This window comes from Conexibacter woesei Iso977N (assembly GCF_000424625.1).
In the GTDB taxonomy this organism is placed as follows: domain Bacteria; phylum Actinomycetota; class Thermoleophilia; order Solirubrobacterales; family Solirubrobacteraceae; genus Baekduia; species Baekduia woesei_A.
In genome coordinates this window covers 1,888,112-1,902,844 of the sequence record NZ_AUKG01000001.1, presented here as the reverse complement: position 1 = coordinate 1,902,844, position 14,733 = coordinate 1,888,112, and the positions used below count along the sequence as shown (strand labels likewise).

Genomic DNA, 14,733 nt, shown 5'->3' with positions numbered 1-14,733 from the left:
CCCGGCGCTACTTCGAGAAGGGTCGTCGTTCATGGAGCGACTGCGCCGCGCAGGGTACCAGCGCCACCCGCGGACTACCCACCGGGCAGTGCGTCGATGCTCGCCGCGAGGTCGAAGTCGGCCTGCGTCAGGCCGCCCGCCGAGTGGTTGGCCACGCTCAGGCGGACCCTGTTCCAGCCGTGGATCAGGATGTCCGGATGGTGGTTGGCGGCCTCGGCCTCGGCGCCCACCTCGTTGACCCATGCGAGCGCGGCCCTGAAGTCCTCCAGCTCGCGTTCGCGGACGATCGCGTCGCCGTCGCGGCTCCAGCCGTCCAGGTCGGCGAGCTTGTCCTCGATCTCGGAATCGGTCAGCAGGTCTGCCATATCCTCACCTTCGCCATGCGGATCGTGAGCCTCGTCCCCCACGCTACCGAGTTGCTGTTCGCGCTCGGCCTCGGCGACCAGGTCGTCGGTGTCACCCACGAGTGCGACTACCCGCCCGCGGCCCTCGAGCTGCCGAAGATCACGCGCGACAAGCTCCCGGCCGGCCTCGGCCCGGCCGAGATCGACGCCGCGGTCCGCGAGCGCACCGAGAGGGGCGAGGCGATCTACGACCTCGACGAGGACGCGCTCGCCGACCTCGAGCCGGACCTGATCGTCACCCAGGAGCTGTGCCCGGTCTGCGCGGTCTCCTACGACGAGGTCCAGGAGGTCGCGCAGAAGCTCGACCGCTGCCCGGAGGTGATCGCGCTCGACCCAAAGACGTTCGGCGAGACGATGAGCGACATCCGGACCGTCGCGCAGGCGACCCACACGCGCGAGGCCGCGCTGGACCTCGTCGCGCGCCAGCGCGCCCGCGTCGACCGGGTCAAGATCGCCGTCAAGGGCGTCAGGCGCCGCAGCGTCGTCGCGGTCGAGTGGTTCGACCCGGTCTTCGTCGCCGGGCACTGGACGCCGCAGCTGATCGAGCTGGCCGGCGGGACCGACCTGCTCGGCTTCGCGGGCGAGCACTCCGAGCAGCTGCCGTGGGAGGCGCTCGAGGCCGCCAGGCCCGAGGTCGTCCTCTGCATCCCGTGCGGCTACGACGGCCCGCGCGCGCTGGCCGAGGCCGAGCAGTTCACGGACAACCTGCGGCGCATCGGCGCCAGGGAGACGATCGCGCTCGACGCCTCCGCCTACTTCTCGCGCCCCGGCCCGCGCCTGGTCGACGGGGTCGAGACGCTCGCGCACGCGCTGCACCCGGACCGCGTCCCGGAGGCGCCGGGCCGCGTGCACCGCGTCATGTTGTAGGGGACTACAACTTGTAGTTGTGGATGCTGTCGCTGACGGCGATCGACCCGATCACCGCGCCGACGACGAGGATCGCGCAGAACGCGTAGCCCGCCCACGTCAGGCGGCGCTTGTCGGCCTCGCCGAACACCCACGCCATCGCGCCGCCGGCGATCAGGCCGCCGATGTGCGCGCCGACCGCGATGTTGAACGACGGGATGAAGCCGAGCACCAGGTTGATCAGGATCAGCCCGCCGATCCCACCGCGCAGCGGGTCGTACCCGCGCCGGTACTGCTCGATGAAGACGTAGCCCATCAGGCCGAAGACCGCGCCCGACGCGCCGACGACCACCGCGGTCGAGGTCTGCACCAGCGCGCCGAAGGACCCGACCAGCAATGCGGTGAAGTACACGGTGGCGAAGCGCGGCGAGCCGATCGTCGGCTCCAACTCCCTGCCGATCAGGTACAGCAGGTACATGTTGAACCCGATGTGCAGCAGGCCGGCGTGCAGGAAGCCGCTGGTCAGCAGGCGCCAGTAGTCGTGGCCGAAGTTGATGGTGGTGTAGCCCTGCAGCGCGAACTTCTCGTAGATCCAGCCCTGGCCGGAGGACTGCAGGCCGATCCCGCCGCCCTCGGCGAGGAACAGCACGACGCAGATCGCGATGATCGCCATCGTCACGACCGGGTTCTCGGAGCGCGCGCGGATCTGCGCGGCGGTCCGGACCTTCGTCTTCTGCCTCGCGCAGTCCGGGCAGCGCATCCCGACCGACGTCGGCGTCATGCAGTCCGGGCAGATCGGCTTGCCGCAGTTGGAGCAGGAGACGCCGGTCTCACGGTTGGGATGGCGATAGCAGGTGGCCATTGAGGCGGCGCACGCTAGCAGTGCGCGCTGAAGCTCAGGTCAACTGAGCTTCGCGCCCGCGACCACCGAGCCGGTCGGCGCGGGCGAGCCACTGGGCGGTTCGTCGGTGACCAGCACTTGGTCGGTGCCCTTCAACGACTCGGGGATCTCGATCGTCGCCGAGCCGTCCCTGGAGACGCTGAACAGCGCGTGCGACGGGCGCGGCGCCTCCCTGCCCGTGACCAGCCACACCTGGTAGACGCGGCCCGACGGCGGCGCGGTCATGTGCTGGAACTTGAGCTTGCCGTCGTGGCGGTCGTCGACCTGGAGCGCGACCGCGGCGCCCTTCGGGCCGGTCCCGGTGAACGTCGTGGTCCCGCCGTCGTCGCCGGTGGCCAGGACCGCGATCAGCACGCCGGCGGCCAGGACCGCGGTCGCGGCGCCGATCGCCGGCAGCGGCCGGATCCGCCCGAGCCAGCCGAAGAGCCCCACGGGCGCGCGCGGCCGCGCGGGCGCGCGCTCCGGCGCGTCGGCCTGCGCCCCGGCGGCGCGCAGCAGCTCGGCCTCGGCGTTGACGGTCGCCATCAGGCGGTCCTTCAGCGCCGGCGGCGGCAGCACCTGCGGCGCGGCCATCGGCAGGACGTCGGCGACGACCTGCAGCTCGGCGACCTCGCGCGTGCACGCGTCGCAGACCGTCAGGTGCTCCTCGAAGGCGGCGGCGTCCGGCGCGCCCAGCGCGCCGAGGACCCACGGGCCCGCGTCGTCGCGGTGCTGGCAGTTGTTGAGGTGGTCGCTCATGCCGAGACCTCCCCGAAGTTGCCGAGCTCGCCCCGGAGCTTCTCGAGCCCGAGCCGGATGCGTCCCTTCACGGTGCCGATGGGGGTCTCCAACATGGTGGCGATCTCCGAATGGGAGAAGCCTCCGAAGTAAGCAAGTTCGATCGCCCGCGATTGCTCGTCGGGCAGGGCGGCGAGCGCGGAGCGTACTTCAGCCGCTTCCTCGCGTCGAACCGCCTGCACGTCGGTGCGGTCGCCGGACTCGAAGCGCTCCTCCAGCCCTTCGTCGCTCGCGCGGCGCGAGTCGTGCTTGAGCCCGCGCCGCAGCACGTCGATCGCGCGGTGGTGGACGACCGCCAGGACCCACGTGCGCACGCTGCCGCGCGTGTGGTCGTAGCGCGCGCCGGAGCGCCAGAGCGAGAGGAACGCCTCCTGGACGACGTCCTCGGCCGCGCCGCGGCGGCCGGTCATCCGGTAGGCGAGCGAGAACGCGGCGGTCGCGTGGCGCTCGTAGATCACCTCGAACGCCGCGGCGTCGCCCTGGCGCATCAGCGGCATCAGGTCCTCGTCGGCGAGCAGCGTGACGTCGTGCGCGTTGCTCACGCGGCCCTGGCCCTGCGCTTGGCCCTGCGACGGTCTGCGTTCGAAGCGCCCCACGGCAACTGCCTACGCCGCAGGCCGCTCATCGGATCAACGGTCCAGGATCCTGCGGGTCTCGTCGGCGACCGCGTGCAGCGTGCGCTCGGCGAGGTCGATCGGGCCGGAGGCCTTGGCGGCGCGGCGGCGATGCTGCTGGCGGACGCGCAGCAGGACCAGCGCGGCGCCGGCGGTCGTGCCGATCGCCGCGGCGGCGACGGGCCTGACCCAGTTGCGCGGGTCGCGCATCGCCGCCAGCTCCCAGGACTCCCACTCGTCCTGGGCCAGCTCGGTCAGCTCGGTCAGCGTCGCCTCGAAGCGGTTGGCGAGGTCGGCCGGCGGGTCGACCGGCGCCAGCGCCCGCTTCAGCAGGTCCTCGAAGTCTCCGAACGTCTCGCTCATCGTGCGCTCACCCCCCGCCGTTCCTGGTCGCGACGATCTCCTCGAGCTGCTTGATCGCACGGTGCAGCAGCACCTTGGTGGCGCCGTCGGTCTTGCCCATCGCGCGCGCGATCTCGCGGTTGTCCATGCCGAGCGCGAAGCGCATGATCAGCGCCTCGCGGCGGTCGTCCGGCAGCTCCCTGACGCCCTCGAGGATCCTCGCCAGCTCGTCCCGGCCCTCGACGAGGTCCTCCGTCGTGTGCGTCGTCCGCAGCGAGTCGGAGTCCTCGATCGGCGACTGCGGCTTGCGCGAGCGGTCGCGGTAGAGGTTCGCGGCGAGGTTGTGCGCGATCCGGATCAGCCACGGGCGCAGCGGGCGTCCGTCGGACTCCGCCACCGCGCGTTCGTAGTGCCGGTAGGCCTGCAGGAACGTCTGCTCCGTGAGGTCCTCGGCGTCGTGGTGGTTGCCCACCCGGTAGTAGGCGTAGGAGTAGACGTCCTTCAGATGCGCTCGGTAGAGATCCGAGAAGTCCGCATCGAGCTTCGCCTTGTCCGAAGACACGCACGGCAGCCTATCCGGCGGTTACGCGGCCCGGACGAATCGCTTGGACTTGGAGGTCCGCGGGGGCGCGGTGATCGTCGCCGCCCAGTCGGTCGCGTCGGCCGTGCCCTCGACGACGGCCGCGAGGCCCTCGACGGTCGGCGCGTCGACGCCGGCGACGGCGAGGGCGTGCGCGAGCAGCGGGAGCGCGTCGAGCGACTCGGGCGTCTGGCCGATCTGGCCCTCGATCGCGTCCGGGTGGGTGCCGGCGGCGAGCAGCTCGCCGGCGCGGCGGTTGCGGGAGCCCTGCGCGAGGACGGTGGCGACGAGGTCGCCCGCGCCCGCGAGGCCCGCGAACGTCTCGGGCTGCGCGCCGGCCTGGCGCGCGTAGGCGTCGACCTCGGCGAAGACGCGCCCGGCGGCGGCGCCGACGGCGTTGGGGCCGGCCGGCGCGGCGGTCGCGGCGGCCAGCGCGGCGGCGTTCTTGGCGGCGCCGGCGAGCTCGACGCCGACGGTGTCGGAGGACTTCTCGGCGTAGAGGCCGGCCTTGTTGAGGAGGTCGGTCAGCTGGCGACGGAAGCCGCGGTCGGCGGAGGCGACGACGAGCGCGGCGCCGTGGTCGAGCGCGTCGGCCGCGTGGGCGGGACCGCCGAGGGCGGCGATCGCGCGGGCGCCGGTGCGCTGCGCGATGAACACCGACGGCGTGGTGCCGTGCGGCGCGACGAGGCCCTTCGCGGCGACGAGCAGGCCGGCGCGCTGCGGGATCTGCGCGCCGTGGGCGGCGATGAGCTCCGGGAGCGCGCGGGCCGGGACGGCGAGCACGACGAGGTCGTGGCGGCCGAGCTCGAGGTCGGCGCAGCGGACGATGTTGATGGTGTCGGGGAGCGGCTCGCCCGGGAGGTAGCGGTCGTTGACGCGGGTCTGCTGGAGCGCGGTCGCCTGGGCGGCGGTGCGGGTCCCGAGGTCGACCTCGACCCCGGCGCGGGCGAGCGCGACCGCGAGGCCGGTGCCCCACGAGCCGGCGCCGAGGACGGCGGCGCGGCGGATCGGCGGCAGACCGCCGAGCCACTCCCACTGGAGCATGACGCAGGGCCAGATGCGCTCGGTGACGGCCTGGGCGAGCTGCGGGCTCGGCTCGGCGACGGTCGGGAAGCGCAGCGGCGCGCCGGCGCGGATCGACACCTTGTGCGGGCGGATGCGCCAGCCGCGGCGGATGTTCTCGGTCCCGATGACGGCGACGGGGACGACCGGCGCGCCGGTCTCCAGCGCCAGGCGGCCGACGCCGCGCTTCGGGGAGCCCAGCGTTCCAGGGCGGATGCGGGTGCCCTCGGGGAAGATCAGGACGGAGTCGCCGCGCTGGAGGATCTCGCGTGCCGTGGACATCGCGTCCTGGTCGGCGGCGCCGCGGTCGATCGGGAACGCGCCGAGGGAGTTCAGGAACCAGGCCGTCAGCGGCTTGGCGAACAGCTCCTTCTTGGCCACGTAGTAGAGCGGCCGGCGCGACATGCAGGCGATGACGAACGGGTCCAGGAACGAGCGGTGGTTGGCGGCGAAGATCACCGGCCCGTCGGCGGGGATGTGCTCGCGCCCGATGCGCGACATCCGGAAGTAGAGGTGGAAGAACGGCTGGAACAGCGCGCGGACGATCCAGTAGACGAACGGGTTGACGCCCTTGTTGCGCGCGCGGGTCAGGTGACGGTTCTCCATCGGTATCTGGAGGTACACGGCCAAGGGGACCGGGGTTACAGTGGTCGGCATGGCCATCGACCGCACCCGCACCGCCCGTGGCGCCCTCGCCGGGGCGGTCGCCGCTTCTGTCTGGGCAGCACAGCAACCGCTCGACATGAAGGTCTTCGGGGTGAGGTACGACGACACCGAGCTGCTCGGGAAGGCGGTGACGCGGAAGTCTCCCGCGTGGCGTGTCGTGGGCACCGCGATGCACGTGGGCAACGGGGCGCTCTTCGGGGCGGTCTACGCGAACGTGGCACGGCGCGTGCCGCTGCCCTCGTGGCTGCGCGGCCCGGCCGCCGGACTGGGCGAGCACGCCCTCTCCTGGCCGCTCGTCCTGCTGACCGACCGGGTCCACCCCGCCCGCGACGAGCTGCCCACGCTGGGCACCTCCGCCGCCGCCTTCGCCCAGGCGACCTGGCGCCACTTCCTCTTCGGCTTGGTGCTCGGCGAGCTCGAACGCCGGTTGAACGACGAGCCCGACGACGACATCCCCTCCTACGAGCACGTCATCTCCACCAACGGCCACGGCAACATCGAACACGCCATCACCGGCGCGGCCTAGACTCCGGCGCTGGCCTCGCCGGAGTAGCTCAGTTGGTAGAGCAGCTGTCTTGTAAACAGCAGGCCAGGGGTTCGAGTCCCCTCTCCGGCTCTCGTCTGGGTCGCTTTGTTTTTCTTGGCGATATCTGAAACGTGGAGTACGGTGTAGCCGTGACGACGGCTCTCCCCAAGCCCAAGCAGATGCAGCGCAAGAACGCGCTCGCGCAGCTCGAGGTCGAGGAGTTGCGGGCAGGGCTGGCCCAGATGCGCGCCGAGCTGGACGCCTCGTCTGAGCAGGCCTCGCTCGAGCACCTGCGCGCGCTCGTCGACCTGTTCGCCGCGACGACCGAACGGATCTCCGAGGCCCTCGAGGCGCCGGTCGGGGTGACCGTCGATCAGGCGGCAGCCAAGCTGCGGGTGACGCCGCCGACGGTCCGCAAGTGGGTCGGCGAAGGGCTGCTCCGGGCGCTCGAAGGACGCAAGCCCGTGGAGATCGAGCCGCGAAGCGTGGTCGAGGTCGAGCGGATCCTGCTGCAGGTCAGAGACAGCTACCCCAGCCGGAAGTGGACCGAGGCGCTGGCGGCGTATCTGCACGACCAGCACGTCCAAGGCGATGAGTCGTTCCAGCGTGCCGCAGAACAGGCACGACGCGGCGACCTCGTCGAGATTTGAGCCGTCGCCACCGGACCGCCGACGCCCCGGGGCGCCATCGACTCCGGATCACCCCCGCCGCCCAGGAGGTGCGCGAGACGCTGCGCGGGGACTCCACCGACGCGTTCGAGCAGTTGCGGGCGGCGCTCAAGGCCCGGGCGTGCAAAGCGGCCGGGTACCGACTGCTGGCAAGAGATGGCCGTTGGTCCGAGTACTGCTGCGTCCACCTTGACCGTGACTGGCGCGTCATCCTGACCTTCGACGAGGACGGCGGTCAGATCGTGCACATCGGTCGCCACGACGGCCCCGCGTTCTACGCCTCGCTCGCGACGGAGTACGACATCGGTGGCGCGGGTCAGAAGCGAGAGCAGAAGCCCGATTGCTGCGGCGACGACGGCTGGCCCTCGGTTGGCCTCAGCCGAGCCGAGAAGAAGGCCAAGCGGCCGACTCGTCCGGGTGGCTGACAAGCCTGCGATGATCTGACCGGTGCGGGGTCGTGCGTATCGCTTCGGGATGAGGCTGGTCGAGGCGGGGTTGTTGGTCGTGATGGTCGGCGCCGGCGTTGTGCTGTCGTGGGGGCTCTACGTGCTGTCCAACCACGGTGACGTCGACAACGTCGGCGGGACTGCCACGACGGGGGACTTCGTCGAGATCACCGTCGGTCCGGCGGTGGTGCTCGTCGCGTCGTTCCTGCTCCTTCGCCACCTGCTGCGGAGGTACTAGGTAATGGGGATGCTCCGGGCGCCCGGTCCGATCCGCACGTTCGCGGCCATCACGCTGGTCAACACCATCGGGAACGGCCTGCTGGCGACGGTGGTCGTGCTGTACTTCACGCATGTTGTAGGACTTGGTGGTGGGCAGGTCGGCGTCGGGCTCACCGTCGCCGGGGTGTTCGGCGTGGTCGTCGGGGTGCCGGTCGGGCATCTGGCGGACCGGCGGGGGCCGCGGGAGGTGCTGGCGGGGATCCTGGTCTGCGAGGTGGCGGCGGTGGCGCTGTACGTCGTAACCAGGTCGTTCGTGGCGTTCCTGGTCGTCGCGGCGCTCGTCGTCACGCTGAACCGTGCCGAGTCGGCGGTGCGCCAGGGCTTCATCGCCCAGGCGCTGCCGCCCGCCGACCGCGTGCGCGGACGGGCGGTCCTGCGGTCGGTCACGAACGTCGGGTTCGCGATCGGCTCCGGGATCGCGGCGCTCGCGATCGTCATCGACACGCGCGCCGCCTACGACACGCTGATCCTCGGCGACGCCGCCTCGTATGCGCTCGCGCTCGTGCTGACGCTGCGCCTCCCCCACGTGCCGCCCCAGCCGCCCGCCGCCGAAGGCCCGCGGCTCGTCGTCCTGCGCGACCGTCCCTACCTCGCGGTGATGGCGCTCGTGGCGATCATGACCTTGCACTACTCGCTGCTCGACGTCGGGATCCCGCTCTGGATCGGCCACACCGACGCGCCGCGCGTGACCGTCGGCATCGTGTTCTTCATCAACTGCGTGCTCGTCGCGGCGCTGTCGGTCCCGATGGCGCGCGGCAGCGAGACCGTCTCCGGCGCCGCCCGCGTCGCGGTCCTCGCGGCCGTGCTGCTCGCCGCGTCGTGCGTCGTCTTCGCCCTCTCCGGCGCGGTCGCCGGCGCCGCGACCGCCGCGCTCGTCGTGGTCACCGCGGCCGTCGTGGAGGTCTTCGGCGAGATGACGCAGGCCGCGTCGTCCTGGGGCCTCAGCTTCGGCCTCGCGCCCGAGGACGCCCAAGGCCAATACCAAGGCCTCGCCTCCTCCTGCTACGCCCTGGCGGCGATGCTCGGCCCCGCGCTGATGGCCGCGATCGTCGCCCTCGGCACCGCCGGCTGGCTGGCCTTCGGCGCACTCTTCCTCGCCGCCGGCTTCGCGACCGTCCCGGTGTCGACGTGGGCCGAAGACCGCCGCCGCGGCGCGGTGCGCGTGTAGCTCGGGCCGGACGCATCGCGGCAGAGACCGCGACCGCTGGCGGCGCAGCGGGCGACGACGACCTTCTCAGCCAACGGCGCGTGCGCTGCAGCGACGCGACACCGCGGAACAGACGGTCGCGCTGCCACAGCGAAGTGAGCGCGTGACTTGATGCCGGACGGGTGGCGGCGAAGAGCGTGACCGGTCGCGGTGTGGCGAGCGATGACGGTCAAGCGAAGCGCCTTCATCCGGGACGGCGGCGGTGCGCGGAGTGATGTCGCGGCGCAGGCGGTGTGGTGCCGCGGGATCTGGGCGCGGGATTTGAGGGGTGAGATGGGGCGTGATGGGTAAAGGGTCTTCTGTACGGGTCGGTTCATCTGCGGGAGGAGAGGGATGATGCGTCGGGGAGCAGGGCTTGCGCTGGTCGCGAGCATGTTGGTGTTGTTGATCGGTGCGGCAGGGGCGAGTGCTGCTCCGCCGAGGCCGGGGCAGGATCCGTTCTACAGGTACTCGGGAGCGACGCCGCTCGCACAACTGCAACCCGGAACCGTGCTCAACACGCGCACGGAGCAGCTGCATGTCGTCGGGATCCCGACGCTGGTGAAAGCCGTCCAGATCCTCTACCGCTCGACCGACCAGCAGCACCGGCCGGCGACGAACGTCACCTCGGTGCTCCTCCCGCCGCTGCAGCTCGGCGCCCCGAGGATCATCTCCTACCAGTCGTTCTACGACTCCCTGAACCCCGACGACGAGCCGTCGTACACGATCTCCGGCGGCGGCATCTCGCTCGGCGGCGCGATCCCACAGCTGGAGGACAACCTCGTCCAGCCGTTCCTCCTCGGCGGCTACGCCGTCGCGATCCCGGACACCGAAGGCCAGCAGGCCGACTTCGCGGCCGGCCCCGAGTACGGCTACAACACGCTCGACGGGCTCCGCGCCGCGCTCGCCGCGCCCGCGACGCACCTCCAGGGCGCCAACCCCAAGATCGGCATGCTCGGCTACTCCGGCGGCGCGATCGCCACCGAGTGGGCGGCAGAGCTCGCCCCCACCTACGCGCCCGACATCAACACCAAGTTGGTCGGCGCGGCCTTCGGCGGCGTCCTCGTCGACCCCGCGCACAACCTCCACTACGTGGACGGCTCCTCGGTCTGGGCCGGCGTCCTGCCGATGGCGATCATCGGCGTCTCGCGCGCGTTCGGCATCGACCTCACGCCCTACCTGTCGGACTACGGCCTGCAGATCTACAACAAGCTCCAGCACGCCACGATTGCCCAGGTCCTCGGCCAGTACCCCGGCCTCACCTGGGCCCAGATGGCTAAGCCGGAGTACTCACAGCCGGAAAGCGTCCCGGCCTACGTCCACGCGGCCAACCAGCTGATCATGGGCACGGGCGGCACGCCGACCACGCCGCTGTTCATCGGCCAGGGCGCCAACGGCGAGCTGGAGGGCACGCCCGGAACCAAGCCCGGCATCGGCAGGGGCGACGGCGTGATGATCGCCGGCGACGTCCGAACCCTCGCCCGCAGGTACTGCGCAGCCGGCACCAAGGTCCAGTACACGCAGTACGACGCCCTCTCCCACGTCACGACCGCCGTGCCGTGGCTGGCCTCGGCAACACCATGGCTGCTCGGCCGCTTCAGCGGCTTCCCCACGACGCCGAACTGCTCGTCGATCGCGCCCGGCAACGCCCTGGACCCGATCCCCGAGGGCTAGCAACCAACAACCCCAAGAACGACCGAGGGCCGGCGCACACAGCGCCGGCCCTCGGTGCAACATGATGTGGTCGGTGTGACGGCTACAGCCGGTCGCGCCAGGTCACGGCGGCCGAAGCCACCGAAGCCAGCGCCTCTTCCAGCTTGAACCGGTTGTCCGTGCGCCGCGCGACGCCGAGCGCCTTCAGCGCATCGGCCAGCAGCGCCGGACCGGCCGGACCGTCCGAGCGCAGCTCGTCCAGCTCGGCGGCGGTCAGCTTGCGCGGCGCGCCGGTCGCGGCGACCGCGACCTCCGCGTACTCGCGCTCCGCACGCGCAGCGCGCGACTCGGCGCGCACGGCGAGCTCCTCGGCGGCGGCGGCACGCGCCAGCGCCTCGTCGATCACGGCCTGCTCCGGCGGCGCCTCGACGACGCGCTCGACCCGGACTGCGTTGGCCGACGCCAGCTCGGCGCGGCGCTCGGCCTCCTCGGCACGCCGCTCGGCTTCCTCGGCCCGCGCCTGCGCTTCGGCCAGCTCGGCGCCCACGCCGCGCTTCTGCGCACGCGCGTCGCTGATCGTCGCCTCGGCGCGCTCCAGGCGCGACGCCAGCTTGACGGCCGTCCGGCGCGCCTCGGCGGCGTCCATCTTGGCCTCGGCCAGCTCGGACCTCAGGACGATCGCGCGCGCCTCGGCGGCCTCGCGCGCACGGGTGATCCGGGCCAGGGCCGCGGCATCCGTGACGCGCTCGCGCACGATCTTGGTCTTGACCTTCGGCGCCACGGCGGCCTTCGCACGCGCGCGCTCCAGCTGCAGCTCAAGACGTTCGGCGCGCTGCTCGGCCTCGCCGGCACGGGCCAGCGCGGCGTCGATCGCCACGCGCGCGTCGTGCTCGAGGCGCTGGGTCGCGCGCTCGCTCAGGTCCACCTCGGTGCGGCGGCGCGGGCCGCGCTTGGCGGGCTCGAAGCCGGCGGCGCGGATCGCGCGCTCCAGCGAGCCGTCGAAGCAGCGACGGGCGGCGTTCGCCGACGGGTAGGCCGAGCCACAGATGGGACAGCCGGCGCGGTAACGATCGATGCGCCAGATCTGGCCGGTGATCTTCGCCTGGCCCGGGTTGAGGTCCGCAAGCCGCGGAACCTCGCCGTGCGCTTCGACGAAGTGCTGGATCTCGGTGATGACGGACTCGGGAGTCCACTGCGGGGTCTTGCCCCGGCGTGGGGCCCCCGCGACCTGCACGGGGGCCATGTCGCAGGCCCCCTAACGCAGGCGCCGAGCAGGGCTCGACGGGCTGATGTACCGCGCCGCTCCGGGCGCGGGGCGTCCGGGCGCATCTGGCCCGGAGCAACAAGTAGGGGAGTACGGGTGCTTCATGTGCACGTCCACCGTATCGTCACCGGAGCCGCGTTCCAACAGCGGGACGTCAGAACTCACACTTCTTCATGCCGGATGGCTGTCTGCGCGGCCTCCGTCACGGCCCGCGCGACGCACCCCGCGAGGTGGTCGTTGACCAGCCCGCAGGCCTGCATCGCGGCGTACGCGGTGGTCGGCCCGACGAAGCGGAAGCCCTTCTGCTTCAAGGTCTTGGCCAGCGCCTTGGACTCCGGCGTCACCGCCGGGACATCGCCCCAGCCGGCCGGCGCCGGGCGGCCCGGATCGGGCGCATGCGCCCAGACGACGTCGACCAGCGACTCGCCCGCCTCGCGCAGGTCCAGCAGCGCACGTGCGTTGGCGATCGTCGCCTCGATCTTCAGCCGGTTGCGGACGATCCCCGCGTCGGCCATCAGCCGCTCGAAGTCATCCGCGCCGTAGCGCGCGACCTTCACCGGGTCGAAGCCCTCGAAGGCCGCGCGGAAGTTGTCGCGCTTGCGCAGGATCGTGATCCACGCGAGCCCGGACTGGAACGCCTCGAGCGAGATGCGCTCGTAGAGAGCGACCTCATCCCGCACGGGGCGTCCCCATTCCTCATCGTGGTACTGCCGGTACAGCGGGTCGTCGGCGCCGAAGCACCGCAGCTCTGCGGCGGTCATGCCGACGAACCTACAAAGCGACGAGCGGCGCTACTTCGCCTTCTTCACCGTGATCGTCATCTTCATCTCCTCCTCGTGGAAGGTGCAGATGATCTTGTAGGTGCCGGGCTTGGTGAGCTTGCGCTTGAAGCTCTCCCCCGCGCTGAGCGGATCCGACTGGAACTTCCTGACGCCCTTGGGCGCCGTCTTGAGGTCGACGTCGTGGACGTCGGTCTCGTCCTCGGACCAGACCCAGTCGACGGTGTCACCGACGTGGACGGTCAGCTTCGACGGCCCGTAGTAGTTGTCGTTGACGCTGACCTTGCGGGTCTTGCCCTTGGTGGTCGCGGCCGCCAGCGAGGCCGGGGCCGCGGCAAACGCCGCGGCCCCCACCATCGTCACGATCGCGGTCGTGCGACCCCTCACGGGGCCTTCGTCCCCGCGTAGTCGCCGTAGTGCAGCAGCGGCGACAGGCCCGCCTGCGTCGAGTGCGGGTGCTGGACCAGGAACTTCTCGTGGTCGCTGTCCAGCGCCCAGTTCACCATCTGGGTCTGGCCGTCGGCCGAGTACGTGTTCGCCCCGCTGAACGGGCACGCCGGCCAGCCCGACGCGTCCGCGGCGCCGACCGTCGACGTCACGCCCGTGTTGCCGGCGACGCAGTTGTCGCTGCCCGTGCCGTCGTAGGCGATGTCGCGGCCGTTGAGGTCGGTCCCGTTGAGCCCGAACTGGTTGTTCGTGATCTGGTTGCCGATCAGCTCCGACACGTCCGGCAGCTTCGGCTTGAGGATGATCTGCTGGATCATGCCCGCGCCGGCCAGCCAGTTGCCGTAGATGCGGTTGTTGTCGATGCGGTTGTGGCGGCCCGCGAAGAGCAGGATGCCGACGCCGACCGGGTACGCGGTCGAGTCCGCCGCGGCCTTGCCGACCCTGAACGGCGCGCCCACGTAGTAGTTGTAGTTGTTCCAGAAGATGTCGTTGTCGGTGATGACGTTGTCCTCTTCCGGCGGGTACCTCTCGCTGCTCAGCGTGTTCGGGACCATGCCCGCGCCGTTGTTGTAGAACTTCGACTTGCTGATCGTCACGTAACGCATGTTCGTCCCGGACCAGCCGAGGACGTTCCCGTAGGACACGACGTTCTTGACGATCGAGCGCTTCGGCTTGGTCTGCGGCGGGGTCTGCCCGATGTAGTAGCCGGAGTCGCTGTTCCACGCCGACACGTCGTCGGTCATCGTGCCGCCGACCGAGTTGAAGGCGTAGATGCCGTACACGCCGACCAGGAAGGCGTGCAGGTTGGTGAAGGTGTAGTCCTTCGTGTTGACGGCGAAGAAGCCGTTGGCCTTGTAGTGCTGGGCCGTGAAGCCGTTGACGGTGACGTTCACCGCGCCGTTGATCTGGACGCCGTTGGAGCCCCTGGTGCCCTTGCCCTCGAGCACGACCTTCGACGGATCCGACGGGTTGCCGGTCAGCTTCAGGTAGCGCTTCTTGGCGCCGGTGATCTTGAGCGCCTCGTGGTAGGTCCCGTTGGCGACCTTGACGGTGTCGCCCGGGTTGGCCTTGTTGATCGCCGACTGGATCGTCGGGAAGCAGGACTTCTTGCTGCCCTTGCAGACCTTGAGGGTCTTGAAGGGGCCCTTCGGCTTGGCGGAACCCGCGCCCGTCGGGAACGACGGCGGCGGGTAGTTGACCGCCCCGGCGACCGGGGCGAGCGCGAGCGCGGCCACCACGGTGGCAACGCCGGCGACGATGGAACTGCGGTGGGACACGTGCATCTCTCTCCTA

Annotated in this window: 18 protein-coding genes and 1 tRNA gene; 8 read left to right on the top strand and 11 right to left on the bottom strand. The window is 71.3% G+C overall.

Going from position 1 to position 14,733, the window contains the following annotated elements:
- Positions 1–74: 74 nt before the first annotated feature.
- Positions 75–365, bottom strand: a complete 291-nt coding sequence (locus H030_RS0109355) for a 4a-hydroxytetrahydrobiopterin dehydratase (RefSeq protein ID WP_027005924.1) — start codon at positions 363–365, stop codon at positions 75–77.
- A 15-nt stretch (positions 366–380) separates the two neighbouring features.
- On the opposite strand from H030_RS0109355, the gene H030_RS0109350 reads away from it, so the two are divergent.
- Positions 381–1,271 carry a cobalamin-binding protein gene (locus tag H030_RS0109350; RefSeq protein WP_027005923.1) on the top strand — a complete coding sequence of 297 codons (891 nt, stop codon included), beginning with the start codon at positions 381–383 and terminating at the stop codon, positions 1,269–1,271.
- Between the two features lie 4 nt (positions 1,272–1,275).
- Here the strand turns inward: H030_RS0109350 and H030_RS30730 are convergent, their stop codons facing one another.
- The 6 genes from H030_RS30730 to H030_RS36765 all read right to left on the bottom strand — a co-directional run bounded on the left by H030_RS30730 (position 1,276) and on the right by H030_RS36765 (position 6,132).
- Positions 1,276–2,112 (bottom strand): rhomboid family intramembrane serine protease, encoded by an 837-nt coding sequence (locus H030_RS30730; RefSeq protein WP_081690637.1) that lies wholly within the window; start codon positions 2,110–2,112, stop codon positions 1,276–1,278.
- A 39-nt stretch (positions 2,113–2,151) separates the two neighbouring features.
- Entirely contained in the window at positions 2,152–2,889 is a 738-nt protein-coding gene (locus H030_RS0109340) for an anti-sigma factor (protein ID WP_027005922.1), read from the bottom strand.
- Positions 2,886–3,470 carry an RNA polymerase sigma factor gene (locus tag H030_RS0109335; RefSeq protein WP_035126045.1) on the bottom strand — a complete coding sequence of 195 codons (585 nt, stop codon included), beginning with the start codon at positions 3,468–3,470 and terminating at the stop codon, positions 2,886–2,888. The genes H030_RS0109340 and H030_RS0109335 overlap by 4 nt, the downstream gene beginning before the upstream one ends.
- 87 nt (positions 3,471–3,557) lie before the next feature.
- The gene (locus tag H030_RS0109330) at positions 3,558–3,905 is read right to left on the bottom strand and encodes a hypothetical protein (RefSeq protein ID WP_027005920.1); all 348 of its coding nucleotides are present in this window, start codon (positions 3,903–3,905) and stop codon (positions 3,558–3,560) included.
- Positions 3,906–3,912: 7 nt separating this feature from the next.
- Entirely contained in the window at positions 3,913–4,446 is a 534-nt protein-coding gene (locus tag H030_RS0109325; protein ID WP_081690636.1) for an RNA polymerase sigma factor, read from the bottom strand.
- A 21-nt stretch (positions 4,447–4,467) separates the two neighbouring features.
- Positions 4,468–6,132 (bottom strand): 1-acylglycerol-3-phosphate O-acyltransferase, encoded by a 1,665-nt coding sequence (locus H030_RS36765; protein WP_051222168.1) that lies wholly within the window; start codon positions 6,130–6,132, stop codon positions 4,468–4,470.
- Positions 6,133–6,181: 49 nt separating this feature from the next.
- Between H030_RS36765 and H030_RS0109315 the strand changes: the two genes are divergently transcribed.
- The 7 genes from H030_RS0109315 to H030_RS0109285 all read left to right on the top strand — a co-directional run bounded on the left by H030_RS0109315 (position 6,182) and on the right by H030_RS0109285 (position 10,971).
- Positions 6,182–6,718 (top strand): hypothetical protein, encoded by a 537-nt coding sequence (locus H030_RS0109315; protein WP_196809059.1) that lies wholly within the window; start codon positions 6,182–6,184, stop codon positions 6,716–6,718.
- Between the two features lie 17 nt (positions 6,719–6,735).
- Positions 6,736–6,808 (top strand) — tRNA-Thr (locus H030_RS0109310).
- 59 nt (positions 6,809–6,867) lie between these two features.
- Entirely contained in the window at positions 6,868–7,368 is a 501-nt protein-coding gene (locus H030_RS0109305; RefSeq protein WP_027005917.1) for a DNA-binding protein, read from the top strand.
- A complete protein-coding gene (locus tag H030_RS0109300) occupies positions 7,365–7,811 on the top strand; it encodes a hypothetical protein (protein ID WP_155891941.1) in 447 nt (148 codons plus the stop codon). The genes H030_RS0109305 and H030_RS0109300 overlap by 4 nt, the downstream gene beginning before the upstream one ends.
- 49 nt (positions 7,812–7,860) lie before the next feature.
- Positions 7,861–8,070 (top strand): hypothetical protein, encoded by a 210-nt coding sequence (locus tag H030_RS0109295; protein ID WP_027005915.1) that lies wholly within the window; start codon positions 7,861–7,863, stop codon positions 8,068–8,070.
- Positions 8,071–8,079: 9 nt separating this feature from the next.
- On the top strand, positions 8,080–9,279 hold the full coding sequence (locus H030_RS0109290; protein ID WP_196809058.1) for an MFS transporter: 1,200 nt from the start codon (positions 8,080–8,082) through the stop codon (positions 9,277–9,279).
- Positions 9,280–9,651: 372 nt separating this feature from the next.
- Positions 9,652–10,971, top strand: a complete 1,320-nt coding sequence (locus tag H030_RS0109285) for a lipase family protein (RefSeq protein ID WP_027005913.1) — start codon at positions 9,652–9,654, stop codon at positions 10,969–10,971.
- Between the two features lie 82 nt (positions 10,972–11,053).
- Here the strand turns inward: H030_RS0109285 and H030_RS0109280 are convergent, their stop codons facing one another.
- From H030_RS0109280 to H030_RS0109265, 4 genes are all read right to left on the bottom strand, one after another.
- Positions 11,054–12,193 carry a hypothetical protein gene (locus H030_RS0109280; RefSeq protein ID WP_155891940.1) on the bottom strand — a complete coding sequence of 380 codons (1,140 nt, stop codon included), beginning with the start codon at positions 12,191–12,193 and terminating at the stop codon, positions 11,054–11,056.
- A 182-nt stretch (positions 12,194–12,375) separates the two neighbouring features.
- Positions 12,376–12,975 (bottom strand): DNA-3-methyladenine glycosylase I, encoded by a 600-nt coding sequence (locus H030_RS30720; RefSeq protein ID WP_035126042.1) that lies wholly within the window; start codon positions 12,973–12,975, stop codon positions 12,376–12,378.
- A gap of 30 nt (positions 12,976–13,005) precedes the next feature.
- Complete coding sequence (locus H030_RS0109270) at positions 13,006–13,380, bottom strand: cupredoxin domain-containing protein (protein WP_027005911.1); 375 nt, start codon at positions 13,378–13,380, stop codon at positions 13,006–13,008.
- A complete protein-coding gene (locus tag H030_RS0109265) occupies positions 13,377–14,717 on the bottom strand; it encodes a right-handed parallel beta-helix repeat-containing protein (protein WP_155891939.1) in 1,341 nt (446 codons plus the stop codon). Before H030_RS0109265 ends, H030_RS0109270 begins: the two co-directional genes overlap by 4 nt.
- Between the last annotated feature and the right edge of the window lie 16 nt (positions 14,718–14,733).

Coding starts and splice junctions, on each gene's coding strand:
- H030_RS0109355 (WP_027005924.1), bottom strand. CDS start 365: ATGGCAGACCTGCTGACCGATTCCGAGATCGAGGACAAGCTCGCCGAC.
- H030_RS0109295 (WP_027005915.1), top strand. CDS start 7,861: ATGAGGCTGGTCGAGGCGGGGTTGTTGGTCGTGATGGTCGGCGCCGGC.
- H030_RS0109340 (WP_027005922.1), bottom strand. CDS start 2,889: ATGAGCGACCACCTCAACAACTGCCAGCACCGCGACGACGCGGGCCCG.
- H030_RS0109285 (WP_027005913.1), top strand. CDS start 9,652: ATGATGCGTCGGGGAGCAGGGCTTGCGCTGGTCGCGAGCATGTTGGTG.
- H030_RS30730 (WP_081690637.1), bottom strand. CDS start 2,112: ATGGCCACCTGCTATCGCCATCCCAACCGTGAGACCGGCGTCTCCTGC.
- H030_RS0109315 (WP_196809059.1), top strand. CDS start 6,182: ATGGCCATCGACCGCACCCGCACCGCCCGTGGCGCCCTCGCCGGGGCG.
- H030_RS0109350 (WP_027005923.1), top strand. CDS start 381: ATGCGGATCGTGAGCCTCGTCCCCCACGCTACCGAGTTGCTGTTCGCG.
- H030_RS0109280 (WP_155891940.1), bottom strand. CDS start 12,193: ATGGCCCCCGTGCAGGTCGCGGGGGCCCCACGCCGGGGCAAGACCCCG.
- H030_RS30720 (WP_035126042.1), bottom strand. CDS start 12,975: ATGACCGCCGCAGAGCTGCGGTGCTTCGGCGCCGACGACCCGCTGTAC.
- H030_RS0109330 (WP_027005920.1), bottom strand. CDS start 3,905: ATGAGCGAGACGTTCGGAGACTTCGAGGACCTGCTGAAGCGGGCGCTG.
- H030_RS36765 (WP_051222168.1), bottom strand. CDS start 6,132: ATGGAGAACCGTCACCTGACCCGCGCGCGCAACAAGGGCGTCAACCCG.
- H030_RS0109290 (WP_196809058.1), top strand. CDS start 8,080: ATGCTCCGGGCGCCCGGTCCGATCCGCACGTTCGCGGCCATCACGCTG.